Source organism: Sulfitobacter profundi, from assembly GCF_042661425.1.
GTDB lineage: Bacteria > Pseudomonadota > Alphaproteobacteria > Rhodobacterales > Rhodobacteraceae > Sulfitobacter > Sulfitobacter profundi.
The window spans coordinates 1,922,989-1,939,822 of sequence record NZ_JBHSWA010000001.1 but is presented as its reverse complement, the minus strand read 5'-3'; the positions used below and the strand labels follow the sequence as shown (position 1 = coordinate 1,939,822).

Genomic DNA, 16,834 nt, shown 5'->3' with positions numbered 1-16,834 from the left:
ATGGGGCCGCACGCAAGGCGCGACCCCATGTAAAACAGTCCCGGCTTAAACGCGGCGGCGTTTGGGCGGGCGGCAGCCGTTGTGGGCCATCGGGGTCACATCACGGATCGAAGTGATGTTGAAACCGGCAGCCGCCAAAGCGCGGAGTGCGGATTCACGACCCGAACCGGGGCCCTGAACTTCGACTTCCAGCGTCTTGACACCGTGATCCTGCGCCTTGCGGCCAGCATCTTCTGCGGCCATCTGAGCGGCATAGGGTGTCGATTTACGCGACCCTTTGAAGCCCATGGTGCCAGCGGAGGACCAGGAAATTGCGTTGCCTTGAACATCCGAGATCAGGATCTTGGTGTTGTTAAAGCTCGAGTTCACATGCGCCACGCCTGCGGCGATGTTCTTGGAGACCTTACGCTTGGTCTTTGTCTTATCGCGTGCCATTGATCAGACCCTCCCTTATTTCTTCTTGCCAGCAATGGCCTTAGCGGGGCCTTTGCGGGTGCGAGCATTGGTGTGGGTACGCTGACCACGGACGGGCAGGTTACGACGGTGGCGCAGGCCACGGTAGCAACCAAGGTCCATCAGACGCTTGATGTTCATCTGCGTATCACGACGCAGGTCGCCTTCGACGGTGTAGTTGGCGTCGATGTGCTCACGCACGGCCAGAACTTCGGCGTCGGACAGTTCGTTAACGCGACGGGTCGCGTCGATGCCAACGGCTTCGCAGATGGCTTTGGCGGAGGAAGTGCCAATACCGGTGATATAGGTGAGGGCGATTGGAACCCGCTTTGCAGTCGGGATGTTTACGCCGGCAATACGTGCCACGTTAGCTATTCCTTTTCGTTGCGGGTCCGTCGTTCCAGACCCTTTTTCACAACACAAGCCCGAGGCGTTTGGGCCATCGGGCTGAGGCTGATCAGGTGATCTTACGGGGCTGGGCGGAACCCTTGCCGCAATTTGATTCTCTTGCGAGATAGGGGTGACTATGAGGTTTTGCGCAGGGCGTCAAGCCTTGCACAAAACTCCCGTAGGATCGGCGGCGCGGAGCGAAAGGCAGCGTCGCCCCTGCCCCCACCGCCGGGAAATCACTTGTCGAGAATCTGCGCGATGGCGCCGCGGACTTCTTCGATCTGACCCAGACCATTCACACCGCTGAGCATCTCTTTGGCGTAGTAATAGCCGATCAGCGGAGAGGTCTGTTTGTAGTAGGCCATCAGACGGGTTTTGAGGCTTTCCTCATTGTCGTCCGCGCGGCGCTTGAACTCGGTCCCGCCGCAGTTGCTGCATTTCCCATCTTCGGGGATCGGCTTGGTCAGGTCGTTGTAAACCTCGCCGCAGGACGCGCAGGTGGAGCGTGCGGTGATGCGAGCGACCAGCGCCTCATCGTCGACCTTCATCTCGATCACGGAGTCGAGGGTCTGGCCCTCTTGCTGCATCAAATCGGCCAGCGCGTCGGCCTGCGCCAGCGTGCGGGGGAAACCGTCAAAGATAAAGCCGCCATGTTCGGCCTTGTCGGTGAGCTTTTCGCGGATCAGACCGATGACGATCTCATCGGTGACCAGCGCGCCGCGGTCCATGACATCAGCCACGATCTTGCCCATCTCCGTACCGCTGTCCTTGGCCTCACGCAGCATGTCGCCGGTGGAGAGCTGAACCATGTTGCGGGTTTCGACCAGATAACGTGCTTGGGTGCCTTTGCCTGCGCCCGGAGGCCCGAGTAGGATAATATTCATCGACGTACGGGGCTCCGTTTCTTGCGTGTACCTTTGCCTTTGCCCGCGCCCTTGCCGCGCAGCTGAGACTTCTCAAGCAGACCTTCATACTGGTGCGCCAGCAGATGGCTCTGAACCTGTTGGATCGTATCCATGGTGACCGAGACGACGATCAGCACCGAGGTGCCACCGAAGTAGAAGGGAATGGCGAACTGGCCGCGCAAAATCTCGGGCAGAACACAGACCGCCGCCAGATAGGCCGAGCCGAGGACGAGGATGCGGTTGACCACATACTCCAGATACTCAGAGGTGCGCTTGCCGGGGCGGATGCCGGGGACAAAGCCGTTCTGGTTCTTCAGGTTGTCGGCCACGTCATCAGGTTTGAAGCTGACGTTGAAGGTATAGAAATAGGCAAAGAAGACGATCATCGCCACGAAGAACAGCAGGTAAAGCGGCTGACCGGGGCCGAAGTTCGCCAGAAGCCACGACATCACCGGGCTGGTGGAATTGCCCGAAAACGTGCTGACGGTGACCGGCAGCAGCAGCAAGGACGAGGCAAAGATCGCCGGGATCACGCCCGCCGGGTTCACTTTTACGGGCAGGTGGCTGGTGCCGCCGTCATACATCTTCATCCCGACCTGACGGCGGGGGTATTGGATGTGAATCTTCCGCAGCGCGCGCTCCATGAAGACCACGAACATGATCGTCGCAATCACCATGACCAGCACACCCACGATCACCGCAGGGCTGATCGCACCCGAGCGGCCCGAGGCGAAGAACTGCGCGATGGCGGCGGGAACCTCGGCGATGATGCCGACGAAGATGATAAGCGAGATGCCGTTGCCGATGCCGCGTGCGGTGATCTGCTCACCCAACCACATCAGGAACATGGTGCCGCCGACGAGGGTAATCATACAGGCGGCGATGAAGCTAAAGCCCATCTGCCCATCGGCCACGATGTCACCGGCCTGGAGGCTGACCGCAAGACCGTAGGACTGCAGGGTCGCCAACGCCACGGTGCCGTAGCGCGTGTACTGGTTGATCTTCTTGCGCCCCTGCTCGCCCTCTTTCTTCAACTGTTCCAGCGCCGGGACCATGGAGGTCAGCAACTGAACGATGATCGAGGCCGAAATATAGGGCATGATGCCCAGAGCGAAGATACCCATCCGGCCAAGCGCGCCGCCGGTGAACATCGACACCATGCCGCCGATGCCTTGGCCCGCGCTCTCCATAAAGTCACGCAGGGCGCCGCCGTCGATGCCGGGCACCGGGATAAAGGTGCCAAGGCGGTAAACGATAAGCAGCCCGAGTGTGAACAGGATCCGATTGCGCAGGTCTGTTGCCTTACCCAATGCGGCCCAGCTCGTGTTCGCGGCCATGTTTTCGACGGCAGATACCATGAGGGGTCTCTTCTTTTGTTGCGAAAACGCCGCCCGGGCCGTTTTCCGGCGGGCGGCGTTCGGGAAAACTTGAGGATATGTAAGCGGCTGGCGCGCCGCTCACAAGCCTTAAGGCCGCTTTACTCGGATGCCTCGGCCGCCTTGGGGGCGGTCACGGTCACCTTGCCGCCTGCCTTCTCGACCGCCTCGATGGCGGACTTGGAGGCGCCAGCGACGTTCAGGTCGATCTTGGAGGTGATGTCACCCTTGGCCAGAACGCGGATACCGTCCAGCTCACGACGGACCAGACCGGACGCGATCAGGGCGGCACCGTCGATGGTGTTGCCGGCGTCGAGCTTCTTGGCGTCGATGAATTTCTGGATCAGGCCCAGGTTCACGACAGCGAAAGACTTGCGGTTCGGCTTGTTGAAGCCACGCTTGGGCAGACGCTGGTAGATTGGCATCTGGCCGCCTTCGTAGCCGTTGATGCTGACACCGGAACGGGATTTTTGACCCTTGATACCACGGCCACCCATTTTACCCTTGCCAGAGCCGGGACCACGGCCAACGCGCATACGCTTCTTGGTTGCGCCTTCGTTGTCGGAAAGTTCGTGCAGTTTCATGTCGCTTCTCCTAATGCCGGAAATGGCCCCCAGCGACGGGAGTGGCCAAACGCGGCGTTTCGATTCCATTGCGACCCAACACGGGCCACCGGGGGCGTATAGGGGATGGCGGGAGGCGTGACAAGGGGGTGGGTAAACGCAGGTAGGACGTCATCCTCCCCTACCTGCGCAATCCGTTTGCTTAATGGCAGTGGTATGGCTCTGACCCAGCATGGCAGCATTGACCGGGCGGTGAAGATTTCCGGCATCCGCCGCCATGCGAAGGAACTTCGGAGGTATAGGGTGTGGCCCTTTGCGTGTGAGCTGACGCGAAGGATGGCATGCCGAACGTCGCAATAATGAGTACTAAAACTGAAAAGGCTTTCATCGTTTATCCAATACGTTAACGCCCCCGCAAAAATCTACGAGGCCACTCAACGGTAAATGTTAACTAAATATTAACAAGTGTACAAAATCCCGTTGTTACGGCAGCAGTGATAGCCTCATGGTTCCGTAAGACGCGATGAAGGCGTCCACCATCACTCCGACACATCGGTCCGGAACAGTACGTGAAGCCGCAAATAGCAAAACGCCCCGCAGTTCCCTGCGAGGCGCATTCGTAGAGTGGTCCCCCACCCTACCGCTGAACCAAAGTTCAGCCTTTCTCTTCGACGATCTCAACCATATGCGAGACCTTGTTGATCATGCCGCGGACGGAAGGTGTATCTTCCAGCTCACGGGTACGACCCATTTTGTTCAGACCCAGGCCAACCAAAGTTGCCTTTTGCTTGGCGGGGCGGCGGATCGGCGAGCCGACCTGCTTGATTACGAGTGTCTTGGCCATGCTTATGCCTCCTCAGCCACTTGTGCGGAGGACTCTACGTTGTCTTCACGCTTGGGCAGAATGTCAGCCACTTTCTTGCCGCGACGCTGCGCGACGGAACGGGGCGATTGCTCTTTTTCAGACCGTCCAGAGTGGCGCGGATCATGTTGTAGGGGTTCTGCGAACCGACCGATTTGGACACAACGTCTTTCACGCCCAGCATCTCGAACACGGCACGCATCGGACCACCGGCGATGATACCGGTACCTTCAGGTGCTGTACGCATGATAACGCGGCCTGCGCCGTGGCGACCATGCATGTCGTGGTGCAGGGTGCGGCCTTCGCGCAGTTGAACGCGGATCATCTGACGCTTGGCTTGCTCAGTCGCCTTGCGGATGGCCTCGGGTACTTCTTTCGCTTTACCCTTACCAAAGCCCACGCGGCCTTTCTGATCACCCACGACCACGAGTGCGGCGAAGCCGAAACGCTTACCACCCTTAACGGTCTTGGACACGCGGTTGATCGCGACCAGACGGTCAGCGAATTCCGGGGTTTCGTCGCGTTGGTTGCGGCGGTTGCCCCCACGGTTGTCATCTCTTGCCATCTGGCATCTTCCTTTTTCTGTGGCCCTGAGGCCCTTAGGATCAATCCTGGTGAGCCCTTGGCCCCCGGATCATCGAGAGGGCCAACCCGGCCCTCTTCGCAGGAAAGCTATGCGCGGGGCACAGCCTCCATATGAAAGCAGGTGCGTGGTTGCCCACGCACCGCACAATCAGATCTTCAAACCGCCTTCACGCGCGGCGTCGGCCAGAGCCTTCACCTTGCCGTGGAAGAGGAAGCCGCCACGGTCGAAGTATGCTTCTTCGACGCCAGCTTTCTTGGCACGTTCGGCAATCGCGGCACCGACCTTGGTCGCTGCTTCGATGTTGTTCTTGCCGAAAACGCCCAGATCCTTTTCCATCGAGGAAGCGGAAGCCAGTGTCACGCCGTTCACATCGTCGATCAGCTGAGCCGAGATGTTTTTGGACGAACGGTGTACCGACAGGCGAAGACGCCCGGCGTTCACTTTGCGGAGTTTGTTCCGAACGCGCATGCGGCGTTTCAGGAACAGCTGTCTTTTGGTGTTTGCCATCTTTCCGTTCCTTACTTCTTCTTGCCTTCTTTGCGGAACACGAACTCACCCTTATAGCGGATGCCTTTGCCCTTATAGGGCTCGGGCTTGCGCCATGCGCGGATGTTCGCGGCGACCTGACCAACAAGCTGTTCGTCAATGCCTTCCACAACGATTTCGGTCTGCTTCGGTGCCGTTACGGTGACGCCTTCGGGCGCAACGTAGTCAACATCGTGGCTGAGGCCGAGGTTCAGTTTCAGCGTGTTGCCATTGACGGCCGCACGATAACCAACACCCTGGATTTCCAACTCCTTCTTGAAGCCCTCGGTGACGCCGGTCACGAGGTTTTCAATCATGGTGCGGGACATGCCCCACTGCTGACGTGCGCGCTTGGACTTGCCACGCGGTGTCACAGAGATTGCATCGTCTTCGACCGTCAGGGTCACGTCGTCAGTTGCGCGGAAGCTGCGGGTGCCCTTGGGGCCCTTCACTTCGATCGTCTGACCGCTCACCGATGCCGAGACGCCCGAAGGCATGGCGACTGGTTTCTTACCAATACGAGACATTGTCTTCTCCTTAGAATACGGTGCAGAGCACTTCGCCGCCAACATTGGCAGAGCGTGCAGATGCGTCCGACATCACACCTTTGGAGGTGGAGACAATCGACACGCCGAGGCCCTGACGGACAACGGGGATGTCATTGACGGCCATGTAGACGCGACGACCGGGTTTGGAAACCCGCTTCAGTTCACGAATAACAGGTTCGCCTTCGTAGTACTTGAGGCTGATCTCGATGGCGGGGTGGCCATCGGCGCCCGTGACTTTTTCGTAGCCGCGGATGTAGCCTTCGTCGGCCAGCACGTCCAAGACCCATGCACGCAGCTTGGAAGCCGGTGTGGAGACGGTGGATTTGCCGCGCAGCGAAGAGTTACGGATGCGTGTCAGCATATCTGCGATAGGATCGTTCATCTGATGCGCTCCTTACCAGCTCGACTTGACCATGCCGGGGATTTGGCCCGAAGAGCCGAGGTCCCGCAGCGCGATCCGCGAAATTTTCAGTTTACGATAGTAGGCGTGCGGGCGGCCCGTCAGCTGGCAACGGTTGTGCAGACGCACAGCAGAGCTGTTGCGCGGCAGTTTCGCCAGTTTCAGGGAAGCGCGGAAACGCTCTTCCATCGGTTTGCTTTCGTCGCTCACGATCTCTTTCAGAGCCGCGCGCTTCTCAGCGTACTTTTTGACCAGTGCTTCGCGCTTCTTCTCGCGCTCAATCATGGATTTCTTAGCCATTTCTAATCCTTCCCGCGCTTATGAATTGAAGGGCATGTTGAAAGCTTTCAACAGCGCCTTGGCTTCAGCGTCGGTTTTCGCCGTGGTGGCGATCACGATGTCCATACCCCAAGTCTCGTCAACTTTGTCGAAGTCGATTTCGGGGAACACGATATGCTCTTTCATGCCCATGGCGTAGTTGCCACGGCCGTCAAAGCTCTTGCCCGAGATGCCGCGGAAGTCACGGATACGGGGCATTGCGATCGTGATCAGACGATCAAGGAATTCGTACATGCGGTCGCCACGCAGGGTAACTTTCGCACCCAAAGGCATGTCTTCACGCACGCGGAAACCAGCGATGGATTTCTTGGCCACGGTTGTCAGAGCCTTCTGGCCTGCAATCGCGGTCAGGTCTTCCTGAGCCGACTTGGCTTTTTTGCTGTCGCGCACGGCTTCGGCACCGCAGCCGATGTTCAGAACGATCTTGTCCAGCTTGGGGATCATCATGTCGTTCTTGTAGCCGAATTCCTCTTTCAGGGCGGCGCGGATCTTCTCGCGGTATTCGGCCTGAAGGCGGGGTGTGTAGGTTGCGGTATCAAGCATCGATCACGTCCCCCGTGGTCTTGGCAAAGCGCACTTTTTTGTCGCCTTCGATTTTGAAACCTACGCGCGTGGCTTTGCCATTGGCATCCACCAGTGCGAGGTTGCTCAGGTCGATCGGCATCGCCTTGGGGATGCGGCCGCCCTGAGATGTCTGTGTCTGGCGCGTTGCGCGGATGGCGATTTTCACGCCGTCAACGATGGCCTTGTTCGACTTGGGGTCAACAGACGAGATGGTGCCCGTCTTGCCCTTGTCCTTGCCGGACAGGACGATGACCTTGTCACCTTTGCGAAGTTTAGCAGCCATGATTACAGCACCTCCGGAGCGAGCGAGATGATTTTCATGAAGTTCTTCGCACGCAGCTCACGAACAACCGGCCCGAAGATACGGGTGCCGACAGGCTCGTTGTTGTTATTCAGGATAACAGCAGCGTTGCGGTCGAAGCGGATGGCGGTGCCATCTTCACGACGAACTTCTTTGGCAGTGCGAACGACAACGGCCTTACGGACGTCGCCTTTTTTCACACGACCGCGCGGGATGGCTTCCTTGACCGACACGACAATGATGTCGCCGACGGATGCGTATTTACGCTTGGAACCACCCAAGACCTTGATGCACTGAACACGGCGCGCGCCGCTGTTGTCAGCAACATCCAGGTTGGTCTGCATCTGGATCATTTGGTTTCTCCCGACCTTCTGGGGGGCGATGCGGCCCTCATCCCAGGGTTTCGTTTAAGGGGCTCAGGCTTCGGTCTTGTCCGAAGTCAGAACTTCCCAACGTTTGGTTTTCGACTTTGGTGCACACTCGATGATGCGAACGCTGTCGCCCACTTTGTATGTGTTGTTCTCATCGTGAGCCCGGTACTTCTTGGACTTACGGATGGTCTTTTTCAGAACCGGATGCGTAAAGCGGCGCTCTACGGAAACGGAAACTGTTTGTGCGTTGGCGTCCGATGTCACGGTGCCTGTAAGGATACGCTTGGGCATGTTTCAGGCTCCTATTATTCGGCTGCCGCAGCAGCGGCTTTCTGGTTCAGCACGGTGTGGACACGGGCCACGTCACGCTTAACAGTCTTCAGACGTGCGGGGTTTTCCAACTGGCCGGTGGCCTGCTGGAAACGCAAGTTGAAGGATTCTTTTTCAGGTTCACAAGTTCGTCGCGGAGCTGGTCCGGCGTCTTGTCATGCAGTTCGCTGGCTTTCACGGCCTCTTCCTTTCAACATCACCAGTAGGCCCCTGTCAGGGTGACCATGATTCTGGTGGAGTTCATGATGAAAGGTGCCAATACGCGCTGAGGTCGCACATGGCAACCCCCGATGGCCCGGCGCCTGTGAATTAGGCGGGAAAGACGCTGGCGATAGGAACATGTTCCGCATAAGAAGGGCCTATGTCAAACATCAAATCGCTTTTCGCCACCCGCCTCTATCACGCCGCCCTGTCGGACCATGGCAAACCCATCGACACCGATGAACTGGCCGCCTCTTGTTTCTCGATCGCCGAGGATGATGAGGCCGGGCAGGACTGGTGCGAAGAGAACGGCTATGCGGGCTACACCTCTTATGCGTCGCTCGACGACCTGCCCTACCGCTTTCCGATCTTCAAAGATCTGGTCGCGGTGCTGGACAAACATGTGGCCGCCTTTGCCAAGGATCTCGACTTCGATTTGGGCGATCGCAAGCTGGTGCTGGATTCTCTGTGGCTGAACATCCTGCCCGAAGGCGGCATCCACACCTCGCATATCCACCCCCACTCCGTGATCTCTGGCACGACCTATGTCACCATGCCCGAAGGCGCCAGCGCAATCCGTTTCGAGGATCCGCGCCTGCCGATGATGATGGCCGCGCCGGGCCGGGTGAAAGACACCCGCGAAGAGCTGCGCCCCTTCATCTATGTCGCACCCGAAGCTGGCGATGTGCTGCTGTGGGAAAGCTGGCTGCGCCATGAGGTGCCGATGAACATGATCGAAGAAGACCGCGTTTCGGTCTCGTTCAACTACAACTGGGCCTGACCGATGGCCGAGGACGTGAGCGCCCTCCCCTGTCGGACCTGACAATCGACGCCGAGACCCGCCCGCCCCTGCCCGACATGGGCGACGTCACCGAGGCACAGCGACAAGCTGGGCGGCACCTTGCGGCGATCCACCGTCACTACCTCAGCGATCTATCACAAATCGCTCAGGTGATGACCCGTATTGAGGCCGGAGACGCGCCCCCGGCTGAGCTTGCACATATCGTCCTGCATAGCCAGATGGCCCAGAATTTCGCCGCCGCCGGGACGCTCTGCGGTCAGCAATGCTGGGCGTTGACGATGCACCACAATATCGAAGAACAAAGCATTTTCCCGCAGCTGCACGCCCGCGGCTCTGAACCCGTACGTGCAATCGTGGACCGGCTGCGGGCCGAACATGAGGTCGTTCACGCGCTTCTCGAACGGCTGGGCGCGGCGGCGGGCGGATTGTCCGAGGCACCAAGCTCAGAACAATTCGCCGAAACCCGCGCGATATTCGACCAACTGGTCGCAGTGGTGCGCTCGCATTTCAAATTCGAAGAGACCGCCTTGGCCGAGGCATTGGGCGTCTATCAGGTCGACATCTAAGGCACCTCCCGGCGGCTATTTTAGCTTCTTCGCCGCCTCTTCCTGCGCTTTGACCGCTGCCTTCTCTTCCTTGGTCAGCTTGTTGCCCCACTGATTGTTGCTGAGCCCGAGATCACTGGGCATCGGCTTGGTCTTGCCCTTCTTTACCTCGCCACCCTTATCGAGAAAGGCGCGGATCAAGTCTTCGTCGGTATTGGGTTTGGGGACGTGCTTCATAGGACTGGGCCTCCAGTGTTCCCTCTATTTGTAGTTTGCCGCATATCACTTGGCTACCACCTTTCAGTGACATACCTTCTCCATAGGTTTTTTACATTTACGGTTGAAGATTTAGCATTTTGAGGAAGTAAAATGGGTGAAGGTGAACCACATTTTTTAAAGGCAGCGATTGAAGGTGGAATCCCTCAACTGCTTGCTGGTCCAGCTGGCAAAGCGATAAGCCGTTTAATCGGTGCGGGAATTGAGATTCCGGCTGTTTGGCTGGAGGGCATAGCTCAAGGCACGCGAGATAAAACGCAAGCTCGTAGCGCAATTTCTGAAATTCTATCCGCAAAAGTTGCTTGCGAAGCTTCAACAGATCCTAAAGTTCTTGAGCGGGCAATGAATAGTATGCTGAGCAAAGCTTACCGAACACAACGCAATAAAGACGCTGTAGCGAAAATAGCTATCGAAGAACTTCAGGTTCATCCATCTGAGAAGGAAAACGAGGCGCCATCGGATAGTTGGATGTCCAAGTTCGAGAGTTATGCTGAAGACGCCAGCGATGAAGAGCTTCAAGCGATGTTTGGCCGCCTATTAGCGGGCGAATTGCGAGCCCCCGATCAGTGGCACCATTAACCCTTCATTTTGTTTCCATGCTAGAGAAAGACGTCGCTGATCTCATTCAACGTGTTCTCCCCTTCACCCTAGACGATGGCATGACACTGCTTGAGTGTATCAAACCAAATTTGACCGTAAAGGAAATTACCTACTTGGAGCAATCGGGCTTCTGGACGGCGGACAAAATATTGACTTTTTCCACGAAAAATGGCCAGCGAGCGGTGCAAAGAACTCGCGGAGAAGAAGGCTTTTTCGTCCAGTTAGGCGAGGGCAATGAACTCGCTTTTAAGGTCGGCCTTCTTTCGAGAGCAGGGCGAGATTTGCTCCGGGTAGTTCAGCCGCCTTTCGAATTCGCCGCTTTAAGTGAACAGGCCAAATCTAAAGGCGCTGAACATTTTGGGTTTGGCGAAATTTACCAAGATGGACCAAATCTCATAATGCCACAGCCGAAAATACTGTTCTAACTGTCATATCATAGAAAAACCCCCACCGATCGCTCGGCGGGGGTTTCTGATTTCTTCGCAATCACCCCTGACAGGGTGACAGGCTTACCAGTCCTCGCGGACAACAACCCGGGTTTTGATCGGCAGCTTCATGGCTGCCAGACGCAGAGCTTCGCGTGCCACGTCTTCACCGACACCGTCGATTTCGAACATGATACGGCCCGGCTTGACCTTGGCTGCCCAGAAGTCGACGGAACCTTTACCTTTACCCATACGAACTTCGACGGGCTTGGAGGTGACCGGTACGTCCGGGAAGATGCGGATCCAGACACGGCCCTGACGCTTCATGTGACGCGTCATGGCGCGGCGTGCCGCTTCGATTTGACGGGCTGTAACCCGCTCCGGCTGCAGTGCCTTCAGGCCGTAGGTGCCAAAGTTCAGGTCAGACCCGCCCTTTGCCAGACCCTTGATCGAGCCCTTAAACTGCTTGCGGAATTTAGTACGCTTTGGTTGAAGCATTTCTCATTCCCCCTTAGCGACGACCGCCGGCACCGCGAGGTGCTGGGCCGTCTTGGAGTTCCTGTGCCTTACGGTCACGCGCGGCGGGGTCGTGTTCCATGATCTCGCCTTTGAAGATCCATGTCTTGATCCCGATGATGCCGTAAGCGGTGGCCGCTTCGACATGTGCGTAATCGATGTCGGCACGCAATGTGTGCAGCGGCACGCGACCCTCACGGTACCATTCGGTACGCGCGATTTCGGCCCCACCAAGACGACCCGCGAGATTCACGCGGATGCCCAGTGCGCCCATGCGCATGGCGTTCTGCACGGCACGTTTCATGGCGCGGCGGAAAGACACCCGGCGCTCCAGCTGCTGTGCAATGCTCTCACCAACAAGGTGTGCGTCCAGCTCGGGCTTGCGGACCTCAACGATGTTGAGGTGCAGTTCCGAGTTGGTCATCTTGGCGATCTTCTGGCGCAGCGTCTCGATGTCCGCGCCTTTCTTGCCAATGATAACACCGGGGCGTGCTGTGTGGATCGTGACGCGGCACTTCTTGTGCGGACGTTCGATGATCACACGAGCGATACCGGCCTGGTGGCACTCTTTCTTGATAAAGTCGCGGATTGCGAGATCTTCGAGCAGAAGATCACCGTAATCTTTGGTGTCGGCGTACCAGCGGCTATCCCAGGTGCGGTTCACCTGAAGACGCATACCGATCGGATTGACTTTGTTACCCATCAGGCTTGCTCCTCAACTTGACGCACTTTGATCGTGATCTCGGCAAACGGCTTGATGATCTTGCCGAACCGGCCACGGGCACGCGGGCGACCGCGCTTCATGGTCAGGTTCTTACCCACATAGGCCTCGGCCACGATGAGTTCATCGACGTCCAGGTTGTGGTTGTTCTCGGCGTTGGCAATCGCGGACTGAAGGCATTTCTTCACGTCCTGCGCGACTCGCTTCTTGGAGAAGGTCAGATCGGTCAACGCTTTGTCCACGGACTTGCCACGGATCAGGGCTGCAACCAGGTTCAGTTTCTGCGGGCTTGTGCGAAGCATGCGCAGTTTTGCCATTGCTTCGTTGTCTGCCACGCGGCGGGGATTCTTATCCTTGCTCATGGCTTATTTCCGCTTCGCTTTTTTGTCGGCGGCATGACCGTAGTAGGTCCGAGTCGGGGAGTACTCACCGAACTTCTGACCGATCATGTCTTCGCTGACGTTAACAGGGATGTGCTTATGACCGTTGTACACGCCAAACGTCAGACCCACGAACTGGGGCAGGATCGTGCTGCGGCGCGACCAGATCTTGATCACTTCGTTACGGCCGCCCTCGCGGGAAGCCTCTGCCTTTTTGAGGACATAAGAGTCAACAAAAGGACCTTTCCATACTGAACGAGCCATTGATTAACGCCCCTTCTTCTTGGCGTGACGCGAGCGGATGATAAGCTTGCTGGACGCTTTGTTCTTGTTGCGGGTCTTGGCACCCTTCGTCGGCTTACCCCAAGGAGTAACCGGGTGACGACCACCAGAGGTCCGGCCTTCACCACCGCCGTGCGGGTGGTCGATCGGGTTCATCACCACACCACGTACAGAAGGACGGATGCCCTTGTGACGCATGCGGCCCGCTTTACCGTAGTTCTGGTTGGAGTTGTCGGGGTTAGACACAGCACCAACGGTGGCCATGCATTCCTGACGCACGAGACGCAGCTCGCCGCTGCTCAGACGAATCTGAGCGTAGCCACCGTCACGACCCACGAACTGGGCGTAGGTGCCGGCGGCACGTGCGATCTGACCGCCCTTGCCGGGCTTCATCTCGATGTTGTGGACGATCGTACCGATTGGCATGCCCGAGAAAGGCATCGCGTTACCGGGTTTGATGTCCACTTTGGCGCCGGCGATGATTTTGTCGCCGATGGCCAGACGCTGGGGGCCAGGATGTAAGCCTGCTCGCCGTCTTCGTACTGGATCAGTGCGATGAAAGCGGTCCGGTTGGGGTCATATTCGATCCGCGCGACAACAGCGGACATGTCCAGCTTGTTACGCTTGAAATCAACGATACGGTAGAGGCGCTTTGCACCACCACCTGTACGACGCATTGTGATTCGTCCGGTGTTGTTCCGACCGCCAGATTTGGTCAAACCCTGAGTAAGGGCTTTGACCGGGCGGCCTTTCCACAGCTCCGAACGGTCGATCAGTACCAGTCCACGCTGGCCTGGCGTCGTCGGTTTGTACGACTTGAGTGCCATGTTCTCTGTCTTCCGTTTGCTTGGCACGCATCCACCGAGATGAAAGCGCGTTGGTTGTAGGGCCCCGAAGGTCCCCTGTAGGAGTGGTGGGTGGGCTGAAATCTCTTGCGAGGCAGGCATCCCAACCACCGGGATCGTTCAAATAGCCAAACCCCGGACGAATCCGGGGCTTGAGCCGATGTGGCGACCTAGCAGGTTCAATTCTGCCCGTCCAGTGGGCATGGCGAAATTCTGTTGATTGTCACCGAGAACTGACCCGGCATTTTCACCGAGACTTGACCCACCCAGTTGTTATGTTCTTTGCGTTATGATGGCGTCAATGCCGCTTTTTCCTTTCGTTTCTGTTTGGCTGTCGCGGAGCTGGCCTTGAACCGGTAGCTGTCATTGCCGGTCTCGAGAATGTGGCAACGATGTGTGAGGCGGTCGAGGAGCGCGGTGGTCATCTTTGCATCACCGAACACGCTGGCCCATTCGCTAAAGCTCAGGTTGGTTGTGATGACGACGCTGGTGCGCTCGTAGAGTTTGCTTAGAAGGTGGAACAGCAACGCGCCACCCGTAGCGCTGAACGGCAGGTATCCCAGCTCATCCAAGACCACTAAATCGGCTTTCACCAGCACCTCGGCGATCTTTCCTGCCTTGCCTTGGGCCTTTTCCTGCTCCAACGCATTGACCAACTCGACCGTGGAGAAGAAGCGCACACGCTTGCGATGATGCTCGATTGCTTGAATGCCGAGGGCGGTAGCGACATGCGATTTTCCCGTTCCAGGGCCTCCGATCAGCACTACATTCTCAGCCGCGTCCATGAACTCGCATCGGTGAAGTTGGCGGACCAAAGCTTCACGGACTTCGCTGGCGCCAAAGTCGAAGCCAGAGATGTCTTTGTATGCCGGAAAGCGTGCTGCCTTCATGTGGTAGGCAATGGAACGCACCTCACGTTCAGCAATCTCGGCTTTAAGCAGCTGCGACAACATGGGGATCGCTGCATCGAAAGCAGGCGATCCCTGCTCATGCAGGTCCTGCACGGCCTGAGCCATGCCTGGCATCTTCAGGCTACGCATCATGATGACGATGGCAGCACCGGCGGGATCATGACGCATGACGTGTTCCTCCCGTGGTGCGTAGCCCGTCATATCGTGCGACATTGGCCTCGGGCTCCTTATTCAAAGAAAGGGCCGCAGGCGGGGTCACATCGGGCTGGTCTATCGGTGCGCCATCCACCAGCCTGTGAAGTAGGTTCAAGACATGGGTTTTTGTTGGTACGCCCGCCTCCAGCGCCATTTCTACTGCGCAAAGCACGGCCTGTTCGTCATGGTGGAGGACCAAGGATAGGACGTCGATCATCTCGCGGTCACCACCTGGCCTACGCAACATATGATCCTGCAGCTTCCGGAACCCTTCTGGCATCTCAACGAAGGGCGCCCCGTTGCGCAGCGCGCCGGGTTTGCGTTGAACCACCGCCAGATAATGGTGCCAGTCATAAATAACGCGCCCTGGCTGACGGTGTGAGCGTTCAATAATGCGCTCATGCGTGCAGACCACATGGCCTTCGGCGACGATGACCAGCCGTTCAGGATAGATGCGGAGACTGACAGGGCGGTTCGCAAAGCTGGCAGGCACTGAGTAGCGATTACGGTCGAATGCTATCAGACAAGTGGGGGATACCCGCTTGCTCTGCTCGACAAAGCCGTCAAACATTGTGGGCAGTGGCATCAGCGCGGCCTTCTCGGCGTCCCAGATATCCGCAATATTGCCAGGCAATCTGCCATGCGGTGTCTCGGCCCAGAGAAGCTTGCAGCGCTCCTCCAGCCATTCATTCAGCGCATTGAGGTCCGGAAAGGCGGGCATGAGTTGCCAAAGCCGATGGCGGGCGTCGCGCACATTCTTCTCAACCTGACCTTTCTCCCACCCTGCCGCAGGATTGCAGAACTCAGGGTCAAAGACATAATGGCTGGTCATCGCAAGGAACCGTGCGTTTACATCGCGCTTCTTGCCGACACCAATCCGGTCAACGGCTGTCTTCATGTTGTCATAGACGCCACGCCCCGGAACACCCTCAAACACCCGAAAGCCATGCCAGTGGGCATCAAACAGCATCTCATGCGTTTGCAGTAGATAGGCCCGCACCAGAAATGCGCGGCTGTGCGACAGCTTGATATGAGCGACCTGAAGCTTGAGGCGCTCGCCGCCGACATAGGCCCAGTCCTCGCTCCAATCGAATTGGAACGCCTCGCCCGGCTGAAAGACCAAGGGCACGAAAACACCCCGGTCAGTCGTATGTTGAGCACGCTGGCGTTCGCCCTTCCAGTTCCGCACGAAGGCCGCGACACGCTCATATGAACCATCAAAGCCGAGCTGAACCAGATCTGCATGCATCTGTTTGGCCGTTCGCCGTTCCTTGCGTGATTTACGCTGCTCAGACAGCAACCAGCCTGTCAGCTTCTCAGCATAAGGGTCTAACTTGCTCGGTCGGTCCAAAATTTGGAACTCGGGCTCAACTATCCCTGTCCGCAGATACTTCTTGATCGTGTTGCGAGACACCCCTGTCCGGCGCGCAATCTCGCGGATGGGCATCTTGTCTCGCAGAGCCCATTTCCGAATAATCCTCAGAAATCCCATGTCTAACACTCCAATAGCTCCCAGCTGATTCAAGCAGGGGCAAGGTTACACATGGGTCAATTCTCAATGACAATTTCTGCAGTTGCCGGGTCAGTTCTCGGTGACAATCAACAGCGAAATTCCTCTCCCA

The 16,834-nt window shown here is 57.6% G+C and carries 25 protein-coding genes and 3 pseudogenes; 4 read left to right on the top strand and 24 right to left on the bottom strand.

Translation table 11 applies throughout. From position 1 onward, the window contains the following. Positions 1-45: 45 nt before the first annotated feature. The 16 genes and pseudogenes from rpsK to rpmC form a co-directional block, all read right to left on the bottom strand. Positions 46-435: a 30S ribosomal protein S11 gene (gene rpsK, locus ACFQAU_RS10130; protein WP_067622222.1), complete on the bottom strand. Its 390-nt coding sequence runs from the start codon at positions 433-435 to the stop codon at positions 46-48. A gap of 15 nt (positions 436-450) precedes the next feature. Further along, the gene (gene rpsM / locus ACFQAU_RS10125) at positions 451-819 is read right to left on the bottom strand and encodes a 30S ribosomal protein S13 (protein WP_007118860.1); all 369 of its coding nucleotides are present in this window, start codon (positions 817-819) and stop codon (positions 451-453) included. 260 nt (positions 820-1,079) lie between these two features. Then, a complete protein-coding gene (locus ACFQAU_RS10120; RefSeq protein ID WP_132444197.1) occupies positions 1,080-1,727 on the bottom strand; it encodes an adenylate kinase in 648 nt (215 codons plus the stop codon). Beyond that, on the bottom strand, positions 1,724-3,106 hold the full coding sequence (gene secY / locus ACFQAU_RS10115) for a preprotein translocase subunit SecY (protein ID WP_120351861.1): 1,383 nt from the start codon (positions 3,104-3,106) through the stop codon (positions 1,724-1,726). Before secY ends, ACFQAU_RS10120 begins: the two co-directional genes overlap by 4 nt. Before the next feature lie 119 nt (positions 3,107-3,225). After that, positions 3,226-3,708: a 50S ribosomal protein L15 gene (gene rplO / locus ACFQAU_RS10110; RefSeq protein ID WP_067622231.1), complete on the bottom strand. Its 483-nt coding sequence runs from the start codon at positions 3,706-3,708 to the stop codon at positions 3,226-3,228. Positions 3,709-4,342: 634 nt separating this feature from the next. After that, positions 4,343-4,531, bottom strand: coding sequence for a 50S ribosomal protein L30 (rpmD, locus tag ACFQAU_RS10105; protein WP_007118856.1), 189 nt, complete (start codon positions 4,529-4,531; stop codon positions 4,343-4,345). A gap of 2 nt (positions 4,532-4,533) precedes the next feature. After that, positions 4,534-5,114, bottom strand: a pseudogene (gene rpsE, locus ACFQAU_RS10100) (30S ribosomal protein S5). Positions 5,115-5,282: 168 nt separating this feature from the next. Next, a complete protein-coding gene (gene rplR, locus ACFQAU_RS10095) occupies positions 5,283-5,642 on the bottom strand; it encodes a 50S ribosomal protein L18 (RefSeq protein WP_067622237.1) in 360 nt (119 codons plus the stop codon). A gap of 11 nt (positions 5,643-5,653) precedes the next feature. Beyond that, entirely contained in the window at positions 5,654-6,187 is a 534-nt protein-coding gene (rplF, locus tag ACFQAU_RS10090) for a 50S ribosomal protein L6 (RefSeq protein WP_067622240.1), read from the bottom strand. A gap of 10 nt (positions 6,188-6,197) precedes the next feature. Continuing rightward, a complete protein-coding gene (gene rpsH, locus ACFQAU_RS10085) occupies positions 6,198-6,590 on the bottom strand; it encodes a 30S ribosomal protein S8 (RefSeq protein ID WP_067622243.1) in 393 nt (130 codons plus the stop codon). Positions 6,591-6,602: 12 nt separating this feature from the next. Further along, on the bottom strand, positions 6,603-6,908 hold the full coding sequence (rpsN, locus tag ACFQAU_RS10080) for a 30S ribosomal protein S14 (protein ID WP_007118851.1): 306 nt from the start codon (positions 6,906-6,908) through the stop codon (positions 6,603-6,605). An 18-nt stretch (positions 6,909-6,926) separates the two neighbouring features. Beyond that, positions 6,927-7,490, bottom strand: a complete 564-nt coding sequence (gene rplE, locus ACFQAU_RS10075; protein WP_067622246.1) for a 50S ribosomal protein L5 — start codon at positions 7,488-7,490, stop codon at positions 6,927-6,929. Then, positions 7,483-7,794, bottom strand: coding sequence for a 50S ribosomal protein L24 (gene rplX, locus ACFQAU_RS10070; RefSeq protein WP_067267981.1), 312 nt, complete (start codon positions 7,792-7,794; stop codon positions 7,483-7,485). The genes rplE and rplX overlap by 8 nt, the downstream gene beginning before the upstream one ends. A 2-nt stretch (positions 7,795-7,796) precedes the next feature. Then, the gene (gene rplN / locus ACFQAU_RS10065; RefSeq protein ID WP_005621870.1) at positions 7,797-8,165 is read right to left on the bottom strand and encodes a 50S ribosomal protein L14; all 369 of its coding nucleotides are present in this window, start codon (positions 8,163-8,165) and stop codon (positions 7,797-7,799) included. A gap of 63 nt (positions 8,166-8,228) precedes the next feature. After that, a complete protein-coding gene (gene rpsQ, locus ACFQAU_RS10060; protein WP_093927143.1) occupies positions 8,229-8,474 on the bottom strand; it encodes a 30S ribosomal protein S17 in 246 nt (81 codons plus the stop codon). A gap of 14 nt (positions 8,475-8,488) precedes the next feature. Next, positions 8,489-8,691, bottom strand: a pseudogene (gene rpmC, locus ACFQAU_RS10055) (50S ribosomal protein L29). 183 nt (positions 8,692-8,874) lie between these two features. Between rpmC and ACFQAU_RS10050 the strand changes: the two are divergent. After that, positions 8,875-9,495, top strand: a complete 621-nt coding sequence (locus ACFQAU_RS10050) for a TIGR02466 family protein (RefSeq protein ID WP_132444195.1) — start codon at positions 8,875-8,877, stop codon at positions 9,493-9,495. A gap of 77 nt (positions 9,496-9,572) precedes the next feature. Continuing rightward, positions 9,573-10,082: a hemerythrin domain-containing protein gene (locus ACFQAU_RS10045; protein ID WP_386282001.1), complete on the top strand. Its 510-nt coding sequence runs from the start codon at positions 9,573-9,575 to the stop codon at positions 10,080-10,082. A gap of 15 nt (positions 10,083-10,097) precedes the next feature. Here ACFQAU_RS10045 and ACFQAU_RS10040 read toward each other — a convergent pair whose 3' ends face one another. After that, positions 10,098-10,298: a hypothetical protein gene (locus ACFQAU_RS10040; protein ID WP_132444193.1), complete on the bottom strand. Its 201-nt coding sequence runs from the start codon at positions 10,296-10,298 to the stop codon at positions 10,098-10,100. Positions 10,299-10,430: 132 nt separating this feature from the next. Here ACFQAU_RS10040 and ACFQAU_RS10035 point away from each other — a divergent pair, with 132 nt between their 5' ends. Both ACFQAU_RS10035 and ACFQAU_RS10030 read left to right on the top strand, forming a co-directional pair. Beyond that, on the top strand, positions 10,431-10,916 hold the full coding sequence (locus ACFQAU_RS10035) for a DUF2806 domain-containing protein (protein WP_386281997.1): 486 nt from the start codon (positions 10,431-10,433) through the stop codon (positions 10,914-10,916). 80 nt (positions 10,917-10,996) lie between these two features. After that, positions 10,997-11,362: a hypothetical protein gene (locus ACFQAU_RS10030; RefSeq protein WP_386281994.1), complete on the top strand. Its 366-nt coding sequence runs from the start codon at positions 10,997-10,999 to the stop codon at positions 11,360-11,362. An 84-nt stretch (positions 11,363-11,446) separates the two neighbouring features. Here ACFQAU_RS10030 and rplP read toward each other — a convergent pair whose 3' ends face one another. The 7 genes and pseudogenes from rplP to istA form a co-directional block, all read right to left on the bottom strand. After that, complete coding sequence (gene rplP, locus ACFQAU_RS10025; RefSeq protein ID WP_007118841.1) at positions 11,447-11,860, bottom strand: 50S ribosomal protein L16; 414 nt, start codon at positions 11,858-11,860, stop codon at positions 11,447-11,449. Between the two features lie 13 nt (positions 11,861-11,873). Beyond that, complete coding sequence (gene rpsC / locus ACFQAU_RS10020) at positions 11,874-12,581, bottom strand: 30S ribosomal protein S3 (RefSeq protein ID WP_067936359.1); 708 nt, start codon at positions 12,579-12,581, stop codon at positions 11,874-11,876. After that, entirely contained in the window at positions 12,581-12,961 is a 381-nt protein-coding gene (rplV, locus tag ACFQAU_RS10015) for a 50S ribosomal protein L22 (protein WP_067267968.1), read from the bottom strand. The genes rpsC and rplV overlap by 1 nt, the downstream gene beginning before the upstream one ends. 3 nt (positions 12,962-12,964) lie before the next feature. Further along, positions 12,965-13,243 (bottom strand): 30S ribosomal protein S19, encoded by a 279-nt coding sequence (gene rpsS / locus ACFQAU_RS10010; protein WP_007118838.1) that lies wholly within the window; start codon positions 13,241-13,243, stop codon positions 12,965-12,967. Between the two features lie 3 nt (positions 13,244-13,246). After that, a pseudogene (gene rplB / locus ACFQAU_RS10005) lies at positions 13,247-14,088 on the bottom strand (50S ribosomal protein L2). Between the two features lie 305 nt (positions 14,089-14,393). After that, a complete protein-coding gene (gene istB / locus ACFQAU_RS10000) occupies positions 14,394-15,185 on the bottom strand; it encodes an IS21-like element helper ATPase IstB (RefSeq protein WP_386279912.1) in 792 nt (263 codons plus the stop codon). Next, positions 15,175-16,704 (bottom strand): IS21 family transposase, encoded by a 1,530-nt coding sequence (istA, locus tag ACFQAU_RS09995; protein ID WP_132447149.1) that lies wholly within the window; start codon positions 16,702-16,704, stop codon positions 15,175-15,177. The genes istB and istA overlap by 11 nt, the downstream gene beginning before the upstream one ends. Positions 16,705-16,834: the final 130 nt, after the last annotated feature.

Coding starts and splice junctions, on each gene's coding strand:
- rplF (WP_067622240.1), bottom strand. CDS start 6,187: ATGTCTCGTATTGGTAAGAAACCAGTCGCCATGCCTTCGGGCGTCTCG.
- ACFQAU_RS10050 (WP_132444195.1), top strand. CDS start 8,875: ATGTCAAACATCAAATCGCTTTTCGCCACCCGCCTCTATCACGCCGCC.
- istB (WP_386279912.1), bottom strand. CDS start 15,185: ATGCGTCATGATCCCGCCGGTGCTGCCATCGTCATCATGATGCGTAGC.
- rpsK (WP_067622222.1), bottom strand. CDS start 435: ATGGCACGCGATAAGACAAAGACCAAGCGTAAGGTCTCCAAGAACATC.
- istA (WP_132447149.1), bottom strand. CDS start 16,704: ATGGGATTTCTGAGGATTATTCGGAAATGGGCTCTGCGAGACAAGATG.
- rpsN (WP_007118851.1), bottom strand. CDS start 6,908: ATGGCTAAGAAATCCATGATTGAGCGCGAGAAGAAGCGCGAAGCACTG.
- rpmD (WP_007118856.1), bottom strand. CDS start 4,531: ATGGCCAAGACACTCGTAATCAAGCAGGTCGGCTCGCCGATCCGCCGC.
- rpsQ (WP_093927143.1), bottom strand. CDS start 8,474: ATGCCCAAGCGTATCCTTACAGGCACCGTGACATCGGACGCCAACGCA.
- rplE (WP_067622246.1), bottom strand. CDS start 7,490: ATGCTTGATACCGCAACCTACACACCCCGCCTTCAGGCCGAATACCGC.
- ACFQAU_RS10035 (WP_386281997.1), top strand. CDS start 10,431: ATGGGTGAAGGTGAACCACATTTTTTAAAGGCAGCGATTGAAGGTGGA.
- rpsS (WP_007118838.1), bottom strand. CDS start 13,243: ATGGCTCGTTCAGTATGGAAAGGTCCTTTTGTTGACTCTTATGTCCTC.
- ACFQAU_RS10040 (WP_132444193.1), bottom strand. CDS start 10,298: ATGAAGCACGTCCCCAAACCCAATACCGACGAAGACTTGATCCGCGCC.
- rplP (WP_007118841.1), bottom strand. CDS start 11,860: ATGCTTCAACCAAAGCGTACTAAATTCCGCAAGCAGTTTAAGGGCTCG.
- secY (WP_120351861.1), bottom strand. CDS start 3,106: ATGGTATCTGCCGTCGAAAACATGGCCGCGAACACGAGCTGGGCCGCA.
- ACFQAU_RS10030 (WP_386281994.1), top strand. CDS start 10,997: ATGACACTGCTTGAGTGTATCAAACCAAATTTGACCGTAAAGGAAATT.
- rplN (WP_005621870.1), bottom strand. CDS start 8,165: ATGATCCAGATGCAGACCAACCTGGATGTTGCTGACAACAGCGGCGCG.
- rplO (WP_067622231.1), bottom strand. CDS start 3,708: ATGAAACTGCACGAACTTTCCGACAACGAAGGCGCAACCAAGAAGCGT.
- ACFQAU_RS10045 (WP_386282001.1), top strand. CDS start 9,573: ATGGGCGACGTCACCGAGGCACAGCGACAAGCTGGGCGGCACCTTGCG.
- rplX (WP_067267981.1), bottom strand. CDS start 7,794: ATGGCTGCTAAACTTCGCAAAGGTGACAAGGTCATCGTCCTGTCCGGC.
- rplV (WP_067267968.1), bottom strand. CDS start 12,961: ATGAGCAAGGATAAGAATCCCCGCCGCGTGGCAGACAACGAAGCAATG.
- rplR (WP_067622237.1), bottom strand. CDS start 5,642: ATGGCAAACACCAAAAGACAGCTGTTCCTGAAACGCCGCATGCGCGTT.
- rpsH (WP_067622243.1), bottom strand. CDS start 6,590: ATGAACGATCCTATCGCAGATATGCTGACACGCATCCGTAACTCTTCG.
- rpsC (WP_067936359.1), bottom strand. CDS start 12,581: ATGGGTAACAAAGTCAATCCGATCGGTATGCGTCTTCAGGTGAACCGC.
- ACFQAU_RS10120 (WP_132444197.1), bottom strand. CDS start 1,727: ATGAATATTATCCTACTCGGGCCTCCGGGCGCAGGCAAAGGCACCCAA.